General features: G+C 49.0%; 14 protein-coding genes. 4 read left to right on the top strand and 10 right to left on the bottom strand.

Features of this window, described 5'->3' with window-relative positions:
• Positions 1–119: 119 nt before the first annotated feature.
• The 3 genes from AEA42_RS11435 (at position 120) to AEA42_RS11425 (ending at position 2,316) form a co-directional block, all read left to right on the top strand.
• Complete coding sequence (locus tag AEA42_RS11435) at positions 120–611, top strand: hypothetical protein (protein ID WP_055647782.1); 492 nt, start codon at positions 120–122, stop codon at positions 609–611.
• Between the two features lie 229 nt (positions 612–840).
• The gene (locus AEA42_RS11430) at positions 841–1,746 is read left to right on the top strand and encodes an EamA family transporter (protein WP_055647781.1); all 906 of its coding nucleotides are present in this window, start codon (positions 841–843) and stop codon (positions 1,744–1,746) included.
• A gap of 42 nt (positions 1,747–1,788) precedes the next feature.
• Positions 1,789–2,316: a lipocalin family protein gene (locus AEA42_RS11425; protein ID WP_055647780.1), complete on the top strand. Its 528-nt coding sequence runs from the start codon at positions 1,789–1,791 to the stop codon at positions 2,314–2,316.
• Between the two features lie 107 nt (positions 2,317–2,423).
• Here AEA42_RS11425 and AEA42_RS11420 read toward each other — a convergent pair whose 3' ends face one another.
• Both AEA42_RS11420 and AEA42_RS11415 read right to left on the bottom strand, forming a co-directional pair.
• Complete coding sequence (locus tag AEA42_RS11420; RefSeq protein ID WP_011071838.1) at positions 2,424–4,016, bottom strand: ABC-F family ATPase; 1,593 nt, start codon at positions 4,014–4,016, stop codon at positions 2,424–2,426.
• Positions 4,017–4,372: 356 nt separating this feature from the next.
• Positions 4,373–6,634 (bottom strand): heavy metal translocating P-type ATPase, encoded by a 2,262-nt coding sequence (locus AEA42_RS11415; protein WP_055647779.1) that lies wholly within the window; start codon positions 6,632–6,634, stop codon positions 4,373–4,375.
• Between the two features lie 137 nt (positions 6,635–6,771).
• Between AEA42_RS11415 and AEA42_RS11410 the strand changes: the two genes are divergently transcribed.
• Positions 6,772–7,161: a MerR family transcriptional regulator gene (locus AEA42_RS11410; protein ID WP_055647778.1), complete on the top strand. Its 390-nt coding sequence runs from the start codon at positions 6,772–6,774 to the stop codon at positions 7,159–7,161.
• A 65-nt stretch (positions 7,162–7,226) separates the two neighbouring features.
• On the opposite strand, the gene AEA42_RS11405 is transcribed toward AEA42_RS11410, so the two are convergent.
• The 8 genes from AEA42_RS11405 to AEA42_RS11370 form a co-directional block, all read right to left on the bottom strand.
• A complete protein-coding gene (locus tag AEA42_RS11405; RefSeq protein WP_055647777.1) occupies positions 7,227–9,263 on the bottom strand; it encodes a prolyl oligopeptidase family serine peptidase in 2,037 nt (678 codons plus the stop codon).
• A gap of 59 nt (positions 9,264–9,322) precedes the next feature.
• Entirely contained in the window at positions 9,323–9,565 is a 243-nt protein-coding gene (locus AEA42_RS11400; RefSeq protein WP_055647776.1) for a hypothetical protein, read from the bottom strand.
• A gap of 207 nt (positions 9,566–9,772) precedes the next feature.
• The gene (locus tag AEA42_RS11395; protein WP_055647775.1) at positions 9,773–10,531 is read right to left on the bottom strand and encodes an SDR family oxidoreductase; all 759 of its coding nucleotides are present in this window, start codon (positions 10,529–10,531) and stop codon (positions 9,773–9,775) included.
• A gap of 19 nt (positions 10,532–10,550) precedes the next feature.
• Positions 10,551–11,453: a 3-hydroxyisobutyrate dehydrogenase gene (gene mmsB, locus AEA42_RS11390; RefSeq protein WP_055647774.1), complete on the bottom strand. Its 903-nt coding sequence runs from the start codon at positions 11,451–11,453 to the stop codon at positions 10,551–10,553.
• A 100-nt stretch (positions 11,454–11,553) separates the two neighbouring features.
• Positions 11,554–12,705, bottom strand: a complete 1,152-nt coding sequence (locus tag AEA42_RS11385) for an enoyl-CoA hydratase/isomerase family protein (protein WP_037416857.1) — start codon at positions 12,703–12,705, stop codon at positions 11,554–11,556.
• A complete protein-coding gene (locus AEA42_RS11380; RefSeq protein WP_037416854.1) occupies positions 12,705–13,478 on the bottom strand; it encodes an enoyl-CoA hydratase in 774 nt (257 codons plus the stop codon). Before AEA42_RS11380 ends, AEA42_RS11385 begins: the two co-directional genes overlap by 1 nt.
• Before the next feature lie 64 nt (positions 13,479–13,542).
• Positions 13,543–14,700, bottom strand: a complete 1,158-nt coding sequence (locus AEA42_RS11375; RefSeq protein ID WP_055647773.1) for an acyl-CoA dehydrogenase family protein — start codon at positions 14,698–14,700, stop codon at positions 13,543–13,545.
• A 161-nt stretch (positions 14,701–14,861) separates the two neighbouring features.
• On the bottom strand, positions 14,862–16,358 hold the full coding sequence (locus AEA42_RS11370; RefSeq protein WP_055647772.1) for a CoA-acylating methylmalonate-semialdehyde dehydrogenase: 1,497 nt from the start codon (positions 16,356–16,358) through the stop codon (positions 14,862–14,864).
• Positions 16,359–16,408 lie beyond the last annotated feature (50 nt).

Below are 16,408 nucleotides of genomic sequence, written 5' to 3'. Positions count from 1 at the left end.
TGATCGAGGTTACGGATAGAGATAGCGGGAGCGGCCATGATGAATTACCTGCAAAAGAGAGTAATAGATCAGAATGACCGATCGCCGTCAAGTTTTTTAAATCGAAAATTAGGTGCGGAATGACGGAGTCATCTATCACCGAAAACAATATTTATACTGCACAAGATAAACACTCCCTAAACAACATTCATTCAAATCCACTTAATTCAACAAGGCAAGATGTGATGCTAGTTATTTTTAATGATACAAAATATAAATTCATTAAAAACAATCTAACCACAAATGATTTCAAAAAACAGCTATCCAATATTATTCCAGCCAATGATCGTTGTGCTTATATAATTGAATCAAACAATCAAAATTGGCCACACTTTATTTATCATGCTAATTATTTTTCCGAAGAGGATCCCGATATTGCGTTAAATTTTGATATATTAAAATCTCTCACACCTAACCGTTCCCGTGTTCATTTGCAGCTTACCAACGAACTGACATTTGATTGCTTTATCAGTCAATCTACTTCGAGTCGATTAATCGCCGAAATTCGTATCAGTGAAAATATCGATTTTACGCTAGCCAAACATGCTCTGCGCTGTATTAAGGATTATTAAAATCCTAGGATTGATCGTTGCTAGCTCCGACAAGCGGATGATCACTTAAAGACTAAAGCTATCCCCGTTATAGCCTGGGTCATAAAAAGCCCCCTTCGAAACAGCTAGTTTGCACTATACCCAAAGTACAGTCGAATACCTCGCTAGCCTAGCTAGATATTTTAGGGCAAACTCAGCGTCCTTACCCGTTGGACTGTTTCTACACTGGACTGTACGCTAAAGGTGACACATGAATCCACCTCCTACTTTGGCCTTGCTCTTTGCCCTATTGGCTGCCACTTTAATGGGCACGATTGGCGTATTCGCACGCTTTGTAGCTCTGCCAGCCGAACATATTACCTTTTACCGCCTGCTACTCGGCGCGCTGTTTTTAATGGCCTATATGCTGTTAACGGGTAAAGGACAGCAAATTCGCCATAAACCGAGCAAACGCACCTTGATAAATGGCGCAATGCTCGCCGGATTTATGGCTTTTTATATCGAGGCTATTCAATACACTCAAATGGCAACCGTGATTATGATCATCTACCTCGCACCTGTGGTAGCGTCACTCTTTGCGCACTTTGTGTTTAATGAAAGACTCAACCGATTCAGTATGGCAAGTGTGGTACTCGCCTTAGCGGGCTTTATATTAATGCTCCCCGTGACATCGAGCCAATCGCTATATGCTTTTGAAATATTGGGATATTTTTATGCATTACTGTCGTTACTGACCTATAGTGGCTTTATCCTAATCAACCGCAAACCAAGTGCCGCCTCGCCCTATCAAAGTACGCTGGTACAGTTAGGTGTTGGCGCTTTATGCCTACTTCCCTTAGTGTTAACCACACCCTTAGTACCCAGCCTGAATCAATTTGCTTGGCTGCTGGCAATTGGGTTCTTTCCGGGATTTTTAGCTATTCTGTTTGCAGTAAAAGCTCTAAATCAATTGCCATCAATCACCTACGGCACACTCTCCTATGTGGAGCCTGTGGTGGTGGTCACTCTGGCGTGGTGGTTATTTAATGAAACATTAACCGCACAGCAATTGATAGGTGTGGCACTGATAATGCTGGCGGGTATAGCACAAGGTTGGTTAAGCCAACACAAAGCCCTAAAAAGCCCTGAAAATCCCTCTGTTTGCCACCATGAATAAATGAGTAAAATATAAACTAAATCTTTTTGATAGGAGCATCACTTGAAAAAACTACTCTTAATGATCAGTGCTTTGGTCCTGACAGGCTGTCTAGGAATGCCTAACTACGTCGAACCCGTTAAAGATTTTAAACTCGACCGCTATTTAGGCAAATGGTACGAGATTGCGAGGCTTGACCACTCCTTCGAGCGCGGATTAACCCAAGTTTCTGCCGAATACAGCCTTAAGCCCGATGGCGGCGTTAAAGTCATTAATCGGGGCTATTCTGCCGCCAAACAGGAATGGAAAGAAGCCGAAGGTAAAGCCTATTTTGTGAATGGAGAGAACGAAGCCTACTTAAAAGTCTCCTTTTTCGGGCCGTTTTATGGTTCGTATGTAGTCTTTGGGCTCGACCAACAAAATTATCAATACGCCTTTATCTCGGGGCCAGATACGGATTATTTATGGCTACTAGCCCGAACTCCAACAGTATCCCCTGAGGTGATTCAGCAATTTGTCGACATGGCGAGCGCCCGCGGCTTTGACACTGACAGCTTGATTTATGTCGAGCAACAAGCCGAGGCAAAATAATAACCGCTAAGCCGAGGCTAACACTCAAGGTAAACACCATAAACAAAAACGCCGCTCATTAAGCGGCGTTTTTTATCTGTGCATTTAAGGCTATTTAAAACAAGTAATTAGCCTTCGATGCCCTTGCTCGCGAGGAACTCATCATAGGTGCCCTTGAAGTCATTCACACCGTTAGGAGTAATTTCAAGGATACGGTTGGCCAGTGACGATACGAATGCACGGTCGTGACTCACAAACAACAGCGTGCCTTCGTATTTTTCCAGCGCGTTGTTTAAGGATTCGATCGATTCCATGTCCATGTGGTTAGTCGGTTCGTCGAGCATCAGGATATTTGGCTTTTGCATAATCAGCTTGCCAAATAACATACGGCCCTTTTCACCACCCGACAGCACCTTTACAGACTTTTTAATATCGTCGGCGCTAAACAGCATACGGCCTAAAATACCGCGTACCGCTTGGTCGTCATCTTCAGGTTTACGCCATTGGCTCATCCACTCGAAGAGGGTCATATCGTTTTCAAAATCAGACTCATGATCCTGCGCGTAGTAACCGATATTGCTGTTTTCAGACCATTGGATATGGCCTTCATCCTGTGGAATATCATGGATTAAAGTACGCAGTAGCGTGGTTTTACCTACACCGTTCTCACCGAGGATAGCGATACGCTCGCCCACTTCGACAATTAGGTTTAAGTCTTTAAACAGGGGGGTGTCATAACCTTTAGCCAAATTCTCAACCACTAAAGCGTTACGGAACAGTTTCTTTTCCTGATCGAAACGAATGAAGGGGTTAACACGGCTAGAGGCTTTAACCTCATCCAGCTTGATCTTATCGATTTGACGCGCACGAGAAGTTGCTTGTTTTGCCTTAGAGGCGTTGGCAGAGAAGCGCGCCACGAAGGTTTGCAGCTCAGAGATTTGTGCTTTCTTCTTGGCGTTATCGGCCAGCAGACGCTCACGGGCCTGAGTCGCTGCTTGCATATATTCGTCGTAGTTACCAGGGTAAACACGCAGTTCACCGTAGTCTAAGTCTGCCATATGAGTACAGACTGAGTTTAAGAAGTAACGGTCGTGCGAAATGATGATCATAGTGCTATCGCGTTGGTTCAAGACGTCCTGTAACCAGCGGATAGTGTCGATGTCCAAGTTGTTGGTGGGTTCGTCGAGCAGCAGTACATCAGGATCGGAGAACAGCGCCTGCGCCAATAATACCCGCAGTTTTAAACCTGGGGCGATTTCAGACATTAAACCAAAATGGCTTTCAATACCGATACCTACGCCAAGTAGCAGTTCACCAGCGCGAGATTCAGCGGTGTAACCGTCCATTTCGGCAAATTCCATCTCAAGGTTTGCCACGGCAATGCCGTCTTCTTCGCTCATTTCAGGTAAAGAATAGATACGGTCACGCTCTTGCTTGACCTTCCACAGTTCACGGTGGCCCATGATAACTGTGTCAATCAGCGTGTATTCCTCGTAACCGAATTGGTTCTGGCTGAGTTTACCCAGACGCTCGTTGACGTCTAAAGATACGTTACCGCTGCTCGGCTCTAGATCACCGCAAAGGATCTTCATGAAGGTTGATTTACCGCAGCCGTTCGCACCGATAAGACCGTAACGGTTACCGCCGCCGAATTTAACTGAGATGTTTTCAAACAGTGGCTTAGCGCCAAACTGCATGGTGATATTCGCTGTTGTGATCAAAATGAACTTCCAAATCGAGTAATGTTGGCCAGACTATTGGCAGTGCATATAAGCATAAACCAATTTCCACCAGCCTGAGGGGGTAAAAATAAACGTGGCACTATAGCAGTTTGGGTTAAATTATCAACTAAAAAGGCCCCGTTAGCCGCGAATGCTTAAGCGATTCTGAGCCATGTAACCCAAAGATAACTGTTTATTTAACCTGAATTTTTACAAATACAACCCAAGATAATCCTATTGGATGACAACTGAATTAACATTGCATTTTTAGCCAGACAAACCAAATACCGCCCACTGAACTGGGCGGTATTTGTAAGCCCCCGCTCACTCTCGGGCGAATAAACGATACCAATGCGCTAAAGTTTTTGCTGCCTTAAACGGTTCGCATTGGTGACCACAGTTAAGGAAGACAGCGCCATCGCCGCCCCGGCAATCACCGGATTTAGCAACATCCCCGTCAGCGGATACAAGACGCCCGCCGCCACTGGGATACCTAAACTATTGTAGATAAAGGCCCCAAATAGGTTCTGTTTAATGTTGCTAATGGTCGCGCGGGAAAGTGCCAATAAGTTAGCAATCACTATCAGCTGATGGGACAGTAGAGTCATATCCGCGCTTTCGATCGCCACCTCAGTGCCCGATCCCATGGCGATCCCCACATCGGCGCTCATTAAGGCAGGCGCATCGTTGATACCATCCCCCACCATGGCAACCACATGGCCTTGCTGTTGTAAGGCTTTAATATGCTGTTGCTTTTGCTCGGGTAACACGCCCGCTATCACTTCATCTATCCCCACTTGAGCTGCCACCGCCTGCGCCGTTTGTGGATTATCTCCAGTCAGCAGCACTACTCGAATGCCCTGTGAGCGTATTGCACTAATCGCTTCTTTCCCATCGTCTTTTATCGGGTCGGCAATCGCGATAGTGGCCACTAACTTACCCGCCTTGGCGACATAAATCGGTGTTTTACCCTGTTTGGCAAATTGCGCGGCGGCTTCTACCGTAAAACCTGAGCTGCTGCCTGTCACGCCCTCCCCTGACGGCACATCAAATGCAGCCATTAAGGCTTGATTCCCCACTAAAAAGTCGGCGCCATCGACTCGCCCTTCAATGCCCTTACCCTGATGATTGGTAAAAATCTCGGTTGCGGGTAATGGAATCGAGGCTTGCTTAACATAGCTGACTATTGCGCTAGCTAGCGGATGCTCTGAATGCTGCTCAAGACTGGCGATAGCGCCAAGGAGTGCGCGCTTGTCTTCATCACTGAGCGCTTGATCATTAGTCTCAATCCAATGGATATCAGTCACTTGGGGTTTACCCTGAGTCACTGTGCCAGTTTTATCAAGCACCACACAATCGACCTTGCTGGCGCTTTGCAGTGCTTCACCATTTTTTACCAATACGCCCATTTGAGCGGCGCGGCCAACGGACACCATGATAGACATAGGTGTGGCTAAGCCTAAGGCACAGGGACAGGCGATGATCAGCACGCTGGTGAGCACCACAAGCGCATGACTAAGCGCGGGTTCTGGCCCAACAAAATACCAAATCGCCGCTGCGAGTAAGGCGATAACCACAACTGTTGGTACAAACACCGCCGAAATTTTATCGGCCAGACGACCAATCGGCATCTTAGAGGTTTGCGCCTCCTGCACCAGTGCGATGATTTTGGCAAGGCGCGTATCCTGCTGCCCAGCGGTCACTCGGTAGACTAAACTGCCGTTACCATTGACAGTTCCCGCGCTCAGATTATCCCCAACATGCTTTGGCACCGGAATAGGTTCGCCCGTTAGCATGGCCTCATCGAGTAATGACTGGCCGGACTCCACCACGCCATCGAGTGCGACCCTGTCGCCGGGGCGAAGTCTGAGTTTATCCCCCAGTTTAAGCTGGTCGATTTCCACCTCTTCATCGCCATTGTCGCCAATACGAATCGCAGTGGAGGATTGCAGGCCCAACAAGCGCTGCACCGCTTCGCTGGTTTTGCCCCGAGCTTTGAGTTCGAGGGCATGGCCTAAGTTAATCAAGCCTAAGATCATCACGCTAGCCTCAAAGTACACGTGGCGAGTGTCCATTGGAAACGCACTCGGGATAAGCACCACCAGCATGGAATAGATCCATGCCGTGCTGGTGCCTAACACGATTAAGGTATCCATATTGGTGGTTTTGGCTTTAAGCGCGCGCCACATTCCCTGATAGAAATGGCGCCCGGTACCGACTAAAAGTGCTAAAGTGAGTAAGCCCATAATGCCCCAGCCAAGCTGCATGCTAGGGCGATTAATCATCATTTCACCGCCCAGTAATCCCCATAACATCATAGGGATACCAACCGCGAGCGCAGCGATAGCCTGACGCATCCGCAGGCGATACTCCACCGCATCTTCGACCCGCTTTTCCTCTGCGGCCGCCTTTGCGTCCACGATCAATTGAGCGGGATAACCCGCCTTATCCATAACAGCCAGCGCCGCATCACTGCTCATCTTGCCATCGACAGTCACTTGCTTATCGGCGAGATTGATACGGGCACTCACATTCGGCTCGGCCGCAAAGGCCTTTTCAATTTTGGCCACACACCCTGCACAATTCATGGTGGCGACATAGAGTTTTATCTGCGACATGGAAGATCCCTCACTTGAACTTAACCGCTATAGGATTAAGATAAAGTCTCCCATCACGGGAGAGTCAAGGGTGTTTTTGTGGCAAGTATCACACTTGTCTGCACGAGTCTTTAGAACAGATAAGAACTGAGGTCAGTATGAAAATTGGTGAAGTCGCGAAGCACACAGGGTTAAGCGTCAAAAGCATACGCTATTACCACGATATCGGTCTTGTCTGTGGCGAGCGTAACGAGGCGGGATACAGGGTGTATCGCCATCGGGATATCGAATCGCTGAAATTTGTCCACCAGTGCCGCGACTTAGGTTTTAGCCTTGAGGATTGCAAACTCCTGCTTGGTTTGCGTAATAACGATAGCCGCAATGCCGAAGATGTGAAGCAACTCACCCGCAACCATTTGGCCTATGTTGAGGATCAAATTGGTAAATTGCAGAATCTTCGTAGCCAGTTACAGCAAATGGTCAGCGAGTGCCAAGGCGGCGAACAGCCCCACTGCGCCATTATTGATAGCCTTAACCACCAGCATTAACCCAGCCATAAAAAAGCCTGCTTGGATGCAGGCTTGTTTATGGGGTTGTCACTCATACCAAGGTGTTAGCGCTTTAGCGCAGCCACATTATCTAGCTGCAACGCTGGCAATTTACCCGCTGGTGTAAATGAAAACACTTGCCCATAAAAGGCTAACTCGGTTTCCAATCCCGCCGCTTTATGTTCTGGCGTGCGTCCATCACTTGCGTCATCGCCATAATCGATATAGGCCGTCGGCACACCTTTGGCTTTAAGGGCATCATAGATTTGTCGCGACTGCGCCGTCGGTACAATCTTGTTTCTCAAGCCTTGGAAAATCAGCAAAGGTTCATTCAAACCATCTAAGTGATTGAGTGGCGATAACTCGCGGTAGCGTTCCTTCTTCTCTGGATAGGGGCCGATAAGTTGGTCTAAATAACCCGACTCAAACTTATGGGTTCCCTTAGCGAGCTGCTCAAAATCGCTGATCCCCTCATAGCTCACACCCGCTTGAAACACATCATAAAACGCTAGCGAAGACATCACAGTTAAGCCACCGGCGCTGATGCCGCGAATCGCTAACTTATTGGCGTCTACCCAGCCCTTAGCCACTAAATACTTTGCAGCATTAACCGCATCCTCTACATCGCTTTCACCCCATTTGCCATAAAGGCTTTGGCGATAGGCGCGGCCAAAACCACTGCTGCCGCGAAAGTTTAAATCCAGCACCGCAAACCCGCGGCTGGTCCAAAACTGGATTTCACTGCGATAGGCCAGGGAAGCCCGCGCCGTCGGCCCGCCATGTAGCATCACGATAAGCGGCGGCCTTGTGTCGTGGGGCGCCACGTAATTAGGGTTCACAGGGCTGTAAAAATAACCATAGGCCTGCTGATTTTTACCGGTAGCGAAGGCAATATTTTTCGCCCGCGAGACATAGTTGGGATCAAGATTCGCGAGCGCTGGGGCGTACACAAGCTCAGTGCCACGCCCAACAACGCGATAAATACCTTTCTCTGGTGTTGCCTTAGCGCCAACAAAATAAACACCATCTTCGCCCTTTACCACCTGAGTGATCTCAGCAAAATCAACGGCAAGAGATTCGGTCAATCCGGAATCTAAGTGCATACGCAGCAATGCGGCTCGATTACCTTCAACGTAGCTCGCGATGAGAGTCGAAGCATTTTCAAAGGCATAATTATGGTTACCTAAACGCCAATCCGGCACCGCAAACTCGGCATTTTTACTCAAAACAGGCTCTAGGGTTTCCCTAGGGGTGACGCGGTAAATGTTCCACCAGTTACTGAGATCGGACACCACATATAATTTACCGTCTGGGCCAAATAACGGCTGAGTCACCGAAGAGTCCTCTGGCGTACTCACCTTGCGAATATTTTTTAATTGACCTTTGCGGTCAAGATCCACAAGCCAGAGCACACTCTTATCCCAAGGCATATAGGGATGTTCCCAAGTAATCCAAGCCAGTTGGGTGTTATCGGGTGAAATAGTCGGGGAAGAAATAAAATCATGACCCGTAACAAAGGTATCGCCTTCACCGGCAAAGTTAAGATTGATAGTCACCAGGCTCGCTTTCGGTTCGCCGCCCTGACGGTGATCTTCACGCACGCAAATAATCCGTGAGCCCTTAGGATATGCCACACAATCGGCATGACGGGTACCATTGGGAGTTAACGGCAATGGTGGCTGATTAGGCGCAAAACGGTAAAACAGCTGATCCTGCAATTTAGTGGCAAATAGGCTCTGACCTATGCCCAAAAACGCCGCACCGCCATACTCATGCACAGTAGATTTAACATTAAAATCAGGAGGAACCACTTCAGTGACCTTGCCAAGATCATCGAGACGCTTGATACCAACTTTGCCTTGGGCACGTCCGCTCGATTCTGCAAAATAAATCGCATTACCTACACTTTGTAGTTCAGCAATATCATCGGTTCGTTGAAAAACCTCAGCAGCAGACAAAGGTGATTGCCAGCTGCCATAGGGTGCAACTTTAATGTCGCCGCTTTCCTTGGCAGATTGATCTTTTGTATCCGTACGCTCACACCCGCCGAGTAGCAGTAACACTGCACTTAGCAAGAATGGAAAATAGCGTCCTAACCCCATTGTGTTCCCCAAGTTTGCAAACTAAAACAAACCGTAAATATGCAAATCCCCTTAAGGGCTTATTTTTTGACTTTTTTAACAAACCATTTCAGTACGCTAGCTTGTTGTACTTGCGTCAGACCAAAGTAAATACAAATCCAAGGTGATAACAGAAAAAACCACGGGATCACGGCGAACGAACGACCACTGAAGAGAAGAAAAAAGAAGCCTCCGTAAATCACTATGACTCCTAAGGCACCGACAATCAGCATCATCCGCTTGGTAATTTTTTCCAGCCAAAGGGCTTTATCCTGCCATGACATTCAGATAATCAACTCCAATACGATAATGTCAACTCTATTTGTAAAGTTATGTAAAAAAGTAGCGTGCGATTGTTGAAGGATAGCCAGTAAATGTCAACCTCCGAACAACTCTTACCCAAGCGAACAGACTAAAAAAAGAGAGCTAACTTTAGCCAACAAAAAACCGAGCAAACGCTCGGTTTTGTTTAATATCAATAAGATACCATGTTACAGACGGATACCGCCATCCACTTCAAAGACACGACCATTTACATAATCGTTTTCGATGATAAAGCGTACGGTAGAGGCTATCTCCTCCGCTTGGCCTAAACGGCCAACGGGCACAAGCTTCTCTAAACGCTCTAAGGCTTCAGGTTTCATTGCCGCTGTCATTTCGGTGGCAATCACCCCGGGTGCTACCGCCGCGCTACGAATATTGTAACGCGCCAGCTCTTTTGCCCAGCCCACAGACATCGCCGCGACACCCGCTTTAGAGGCCGCGTAGTTAGATTGTCCTACGTTACCCGCTTTAGCTAGGCTAGAAATGTTCACAATCACCCCTGCTTGACCCGACTCGATCATCGCCGCAGCCGCCTCACGGCCACAAAGGAAGGTGCCAGTGAGGTTAACATTGATCACCGATTGGAATTGATCGAATGACATACGGTCAGTCACTTTGCCGTCTTTGGCTTTGACTAACATACCATCACGCAGGATGCCGGCATTATTCACTAATACGTTGATTTTGCCAAAATCTTCCAATATGTAAGCAAAGCCTGCGACCACATCTTCTTCGTCGGTAATATCTAGCGCATAACCTTGGACTTCTGTGGATGAGCCTAAATCGGCACAGGCGCGTTCTAACTTTTCTTGATCCACATCGATAAGTGCCAACTTAGCACCCGCCTGCGCAAAATTGTGCGCCATCGCTAAGCCTAAACCACCCGCGCCGCCAGTGATGACGACAACCTTATCTTTTAAATCCATCTGGTTATCCCTTGTTTATCTATTTTTTAAGTGGTGCAAATTGTTCAAAAATACTGGAGAAGTCTCGGCGACCATTACCTTGTCGTGCATGATTCACATACAAGCTGCGCGCGAGTGAGCCCATGGGTGTACTCGAATTGCTCAATAATGCGGCTTCTTGGGAGAGGCCGAGATCTTTAACCATCAAATCTACCATAAAGCCGCCCTGATAGCCCTTAGAAGAAGGCACATTCTCCATCACGCCCGGACAAGGATTGTACTTTTCAAGCGCCCAGTTACCACCGCTGCTGACCTTCATAATGTCAGACAGCACTTTAGGGTCGAGACCATGGTCAATCCCCATTTGCAACGCCTCAGAAGTACCGACCATCAACACAGATAACAGCATGTTGTTGCAGATTTTAGCGACCTGACCGGCTCCTGCGCCGCCCGCATGGAAAATATTCTTGCCCATGGCATTGAGTACGGGTTGCGCGCGCTCAAAGGCGATATCCGAACCGCCACAAATAAAGGTTAAGGTTCCCGCCGCAGCCCCCGCCGTGCCGCCCGATACTGGCGCATCGATAAATTCGATACCACTCTTAGCCGCTTCGGCTGCCACCAATTGAGCGCTTTGGGCATCAATGGTCGAGCAATCAATCAGCAAGGTATCGCCAGCGACTACGTCGAGTAGCCCCTTCTCACTACCATTGCCTAAGTATAAGTTTCTGACATGCTTGCCCGCGGGCAACATAGTGATCACCACATTAGCTCCCGCCGCGGCGCCGCATGCCGTGCTCGATACTAAAGCGCCTTGGTCGGCCAAGGCTTGCATGGCGGCAGGCACTAGGTCGAAGACACGTACCGTCATGCCCGCTTTTAATAAATTGGCCGCCATTGGGCCGCCCATATTACCTAAACCGATAAATGCTACTGTACTCATGCCATCACTCCTGTGTTCTGGTGTGTTTATTATTCCAGATAGTTGTTATTCCAGATAAAAATGGCAGGCAAAGTGCTAGCTTTACCTGCCATCGATTGGCTTAGCTTAATTGGCTTAAGGGATGTTCCTCTCCCCAAGGTGAGGTCAAAATGTCCTCGATAACGCTGTTTGGCACAGATTGCACATCGGCAAATTGCCATTTGGGCTGTCTGTCTTTATCAATCAGCAGTGCCCGCACGCCTTCACAGAAATCACCCTTAGCACAAGTGTTAACGCTGACGGTTAATTCCCATTTAAAACATTGTGCTAGGCTCAGTTTGGTGCCGAGTTGGGTTTGAATATACGCCAAATGCCAACTGATAGGGCTGCCCGCCAACATAGTCGCGCAGGCTTTATTTAACCATGCTTCATCGGTGCTTAAGGTCGACATACGGCTGACGATATCGGTTAAACTGCCCGCCATCAGCCTATCGATAATCTCTTGGCTCTCGGCCAGTAAACTATCGCCTTTAGGAATATCAACTTGGTTCGACAGTTCGTTGATCATCGAGTCGAGTCGTTGATGGTTCAGCGCTGGCGTGTCGCTCCAATCTAGAGTCGCCATGGCATCGAACATCAGCTCTTTGTCGTCACGATTTAGATAATGATCGGCAAGGCCAACGTAACAGGCATCGGCGGCGTTCATTTGATAGGCCGTTAAGCCTAAAAACAGCCCCATTTTGCCCGGCATGCGGTTGAGGAAATAACTGCCGCCCACATCGGGATAAAGCCCGATGGTGACTTCAGGCATAGCGATACGAGAGGTTTCTGTCACCACTCTATGACTCGCGCCCGCCATCAGGCCGAGACCACCGCCCATCACTATGCCATCACCCCATACCAGCACAGGTTTGCCAAAGGTATGTAGTAGATAATCGAGACGATATTCTTCTTCAAAGAATACTTTTGCGACCTCAGTCACCTGTCCCTTAGCAGCAACTGAGGCGTGATATAACGCCCGCACATCGCCACCCGCACAGAACGCCTTTTCTCCGCTGCCATCGAGTACCACACAGGCGATTAACGGATCTTTTTTCCACAAATTGAGCTGCACCGTCATGGCTCGAACCATATCGAGATCCAAGGCGTTGAGGGCTTTTTCAACATTGAGCGTCACCACCCCAACTAATTTACCTGAGGCGGTGGCTAAGGTTTGAAAAACCACATTTTGTGTGGTGGACGTGTGTGCAGCCTTATCTACTAAATTTGTCATTAGCGGTTCTTCCAATCAGCTTTACGTTTTTCCAAAAACGCGTTCACGCCTTCGGCCTGATCTTCAGTATCGAACAAACCGACAAACAGTTCACGCTCTATCGGTAAGGCTTGGCTACGCGGCATTTGGCGCCCAGCTTGGATTAATGTCTTACAGGCGGTGACGCTGCTTGGGCTCTGATTCGCCACTTTGGCGGCCAGTGCAATCGCCGCATTTAAGGCCTCACCCGTTTCAACCACTTCCTCGACTAAACGCAAATTCAGCGCTTGGGCGGCATTCACCCGCTCACCGCAGAGGATCATGCGTTTTGCCCAACCTTCGCCCACTAAAGCAGTGAGGTTTTGGGTACCGCCCGCACAGGGCAGCAGGCCAACGGTCGCTTCAGGCAATGCCATCACGGCTTGGGTTTCGGCGATACGAATATCACAGGCCAGCGCGACTTCTAAGCCGCCGCCCATGGCATAACCGTTAATGGCGGCAATCGACACGCCGCGGAACTGGCTTAAGGTTTCAAATGCTTCGCCAAAGTGTTTTGCCATGCTCGCCGCATTGCCCTTATCACCGTCGCTAAACAGTTTTAAATCGGCACCCGCGGAGAAAAACTTGTTGCCCTCGCCAGTTAACACCAGCGCGTAAATGTCCTTGTTAGCATTAAGCTCCAGCACTTTGGCCTTGAGCGCCTGTAAACTCTGGGCGGTCCAAGTATTGGCCGGCGGATTGTTCATGGTCAGAATGGCCGTGTGGCCTTCAATACGCTCAACTAAATAGTCCATCTGTTTCGGCTCCCTTATATTTCCAATCTGTTATCGCCAAATCCTACAGTCCAATTAGGGCAGCTTAAAGGATTTGTCCGGCATTTTCGTCGAGTAAACGACGGGCGATAATGAGGCGCATAATCTCGTTAGTGCCCTCTAAAATCTGGTGTACACGAACATCACGGAAGTGACGCTCTAACGGATACTCCCTGATATAACCATATCCGCCATGAATTTGCAGCGCCGCATCGCAAACTTGAAAACCCACATCAGTAGCAAAGCGCTTCGCCATCGCACAATAGGCGGTCGCTTCTGGATCGCCACTGTCGAGTTTAAAGGCGGCCAGACGCACCATTTGACGCGCGGCCACTAATTCGGTCGCCATATCGGCAAGCTTAAATTGCAGCGCTTGGAAGGCTGCCAGCGGCTTACCGAATTGCTGACGCTCGTTCATATACTGGGTTGCACGCTCTAGAGCCGCCTGCGCCGTACCGACAGAGCAAGTAGCGATATTGATACGGCCACCGTCTAAGCCTTTCATCGCAAAGGTAAAACCTTGGCCTTCTTCACCGAGTAGGTTTGCAACCGGCACGCGCACGTTATCAAAGGTGACTAAGCGCGTCGGCTGCGCGTTCCAGCCCATTTTATCTTCAGCTTTACCGTAGATAATGCCTTCACTGTCAGCAGGAATGGCAATAGCCGAAATCCCCTTTGGCCCGGCTTGACCCGTGCGGCACATCACCACCAGCAATTCAGTTGAACCTGCACCCGAGATAAACATCTTAGAGCCAGATACCACGTATTCATCACCCTCACGCACCGCTTTGGTTTGCAGTGAAGCCGCATCCGAGCCTGCGCCGGGTTCTGTTAAGCAGTAAGAGGCGAGCATTTGACCCGTGGTCAAAGGCTCAGACCAAGTTTGACGCAGAGTATCAGTACCCCAAGTGGTGACCATCCAAGTGGCCATATTGTGAATCGTCAGCATGGCCGTTGTGGCTGTACAGCCCTTTGCCAGCTCCTCAAAAATAATCGAGGCATCTAAGCGTGATAAGCCCATGCCACCTTCCGACTCGGGGGAATACAAGGAGCAGAAACCCAGCTCACCGGCTTTTTGGATCACATCCTTCGGGAAATGATGTTCTTCGTCCCATTTGGCGGCAAAGGGGGCGAGTTCATCCGCCGCGAACTGGCGGGCTAGATCGGCAAATTGGCGTTGGTCTTCGTTGAAATTAAAATCCATTTGGCTCTCCTATGACTCTTTGGCCATTTCTTTCGTCAATATCTTTTGTGTAATACACAGTGAATTTATCAGCAGGCTTTCATCAATGGACGCCAACTGCGCCACGTTTAGACTGAATCACCTGCTGTTTCACAATGCGTTTAAACTGTTTTTTAAACCGCTTAGCGCAAGTTAATGCTCATATTAGGGCCAGCTGCCACCGCAATGTCCGACTCGAACCAGCGGGAAGTAATGGTTTTAGTTTCAGTGTAGAAACGTACCGCTTGCTTACCGTAGGCGTGTTGGTCACCATAGAAACTGCCCTTCCAACCCGTGAACGAGAAGAAAGGTAATGGCACTGGGATAGGCACGTTAATACCGACTTGGCCAACTTCGATTTCGTGTTGATATTTACGGGCTGCGGCGCCACTTGCGGTAAAGATAGAGGTACCATTGCCGTATGGGCTGGCGTTAACCAGTTCGATGGCCGCTTCTAAGGAGTCTGATTCCATGCAACACAGTACAGGGCCAAAGATTTCTTCTTTATAGATGCTCATATCGGTCGTGACCTTAGTGAACATGGTTGGCCCGACCCAGTTACCTGACTCATAGCCCGCCACAGTAAAATCGCTGCCATCGAGTAAACACTCTGCGCCCTCTTGCTTACCTTGGGCGATAAGTTTGAGCACGCGCGCTTTAGCGGCAGGGCTGATCAGCGGGCCGTAGCCGGCTTCTTTATCGTCCCATAAACCTGGGCGAACCTTCGCCAGTGCTTCTTTGAGTTCAGGGATCCACTCTTTAGCCGCGCCGACAAATACCGCGACAGAAATCGCCATACAACGCTGCCCCGCCGCGCCGACCGATGCGCCCACTAGGTTGTTGATCACTTGCTGCTTATTCGCATCAGGCATAATCACACAGTGGTTTTTCGCCCCAGCAAAGGCTTGCACGCGTTTTAAGTTATCGGTACCAGTTTTGTAGATGTATTGACCTACAGCCACAGAGCCGACGAAGGAAATAGCCTTAACCGCAGGATCGGCCAGCAGGATATCCACCGCCGTTTTATCACCATGGATCAGTTGCAATACGCCCTTTGGCGCGCCCGCTTCGACAAACAGCTCAACTAAGCGCTGCGGCGTCATTGGGTCTTGCTCTGATGGCTTAAGGATAAAAGTGTTACCACAGGCAATCGCCAGAGGGAACATCCACAGGGGGATCATTGCTGGGAAGTTAAACGGCGTGATGCCCGCACACACACCCAGAGGCTGAGTGTAGCTGTAGGTATCGATTGAACGCGCGACATTCTCAACGGTTTCGCCCATCAGTAATGAAGCAATGTTGCAGGCATGTTCGGCCACTTCAATTCCACGCCACACATCGCCCTTGGCATCTTCAAAGGTTTTGCCGGTTTCTTTGGCAAGGATAGTCGCCAGTTCGTCGTGGTGTTCTTTAAGTAAGTGTTGGTAGCGCAACATGACACGGGCACGCTCAGACACAGGTACTTCTTTCCACGTCTTAAAAGCCGCCTTAGCACTAGCAATGGCCGCATGGACTTCATCGGTCGTGGCGCTATTGATAACGGCAATCGGCGCGTTATTGGCAGGATTAGTCACCACGTGTGATGTTCCTGTGCCTGTGGTGAATTCGCCATCGATGTAATGCTTAACTTGTGTGGTCATGTTGCAATCCTTTTCCTTGTTTAGGGTCGAGCTGGCGGTGCGATATTATG

This window comes from Shewanella sp. Sh95 (assembly GCF_001308045.1).
Taxonomy (GTDB): domain Bacteria; phylum Pseudomonadota; class Gammaproteobacteria; order Enterobacterales; family Shewanellaceae; genus Shewanella; species Shewanella xiamenensis.
The sequence above is the reverse complement of the archived record's forward strand: the minus strand, read 5'-3'. Positions and strand labels throughout refer to the sequence as shown.

What these genes read in the sequence shown, in the direction of transcription:
- AEA42_RS11405 (WP_055647777.1), bottom strand. Translation starts at nt 9,263, where the DNA reads ATGGGGTTAGGACGCTATTTTCCATTCTTGCTAAGTGCAGTGTTACTG.
- AEA42_RS11385 (WP_037416857.1), bottom strand. Translation starts at nt 12,705, where the DNA reads ATGACAAATTTAGTAGATAAGGCTGCACACACGTCCACCACACAAAAT.
- AEA42_RS11435 (WP_055647782.1), top strand. Translation starts at nt 120, where the DNA reads ATGACGGAGTCATCTATCACCGAAAACAATATTTATACTGCACAAGAT.
- AEA42_RS11380 (WP_037416854.1), bottom strand. Translation starts at nt 13,478, where the DNA reads ATGGACTATTTAGTTGAGCGTATTGAAGGCCACACGGCCATTCTGACC.
- AEA42_RS11415 (WP_055647779.1), bottom strand. Translation starts at nt 6,634, where the DNA reads ATGTCGCAGATAAAACTCTATGTCGCCACCATGAATTGTGCAGGGTGT.
- AEA42_RS11410 (WP_055647778.1), top strand. Translation starts at nt 6,772, where the DNA reads ATGAAAATTGGTGAAGTCGCGAAGCACACAGGGTTAAGCGTCAAAAGC.
- AEA42_RS11375 (WP_055647773.1), bottom strand. Translation starts at nt 14,700, where the DNA reads ATGGATTTTAATTTCAACGAAGACCAACGCCAATTTGCCGATCTAGCC.
- AEA42_RS11370 (WP_055647772.1), bottom strand. Translation starts at nt 16,358, where the DNA reads ATGACCACACAAGTTAAGCATTACATCGATGGCGAATTCACCACAGGC.
- AEA42_RS11430 (WP_055647781.1), top strand. Translation starts at nt 841, where the DNA reads ATGAATCCACCTCCTACTTTGGCCTTGCTCTTTGCCCTATTGGCTGCC.
- AEA42_RS11400 (WP_055647776.1), bottom strand. Translation starts at nt 9,565, where the DNA reads ATGTCATGGCAGGATAAAGCCCTTTGGCTGGAAAAAATTACCAAGCGG.
- AEA42_RS11395 (WP_055647775.1), bottom strand. Translation starts at nt 10,531, where the DNA reads ATGGATTTAAAAGATAAGGTTGTCGTCATCACTGGCGGCGCGGGTGGT.
- mmsB (WP_055647774.1), bottom strand. Translation starts at nt 11,453, where the DNA reads ATGAGTACAGTAGCATTTATCGGTTTAGGTAATATGGGCGGCCCAATG.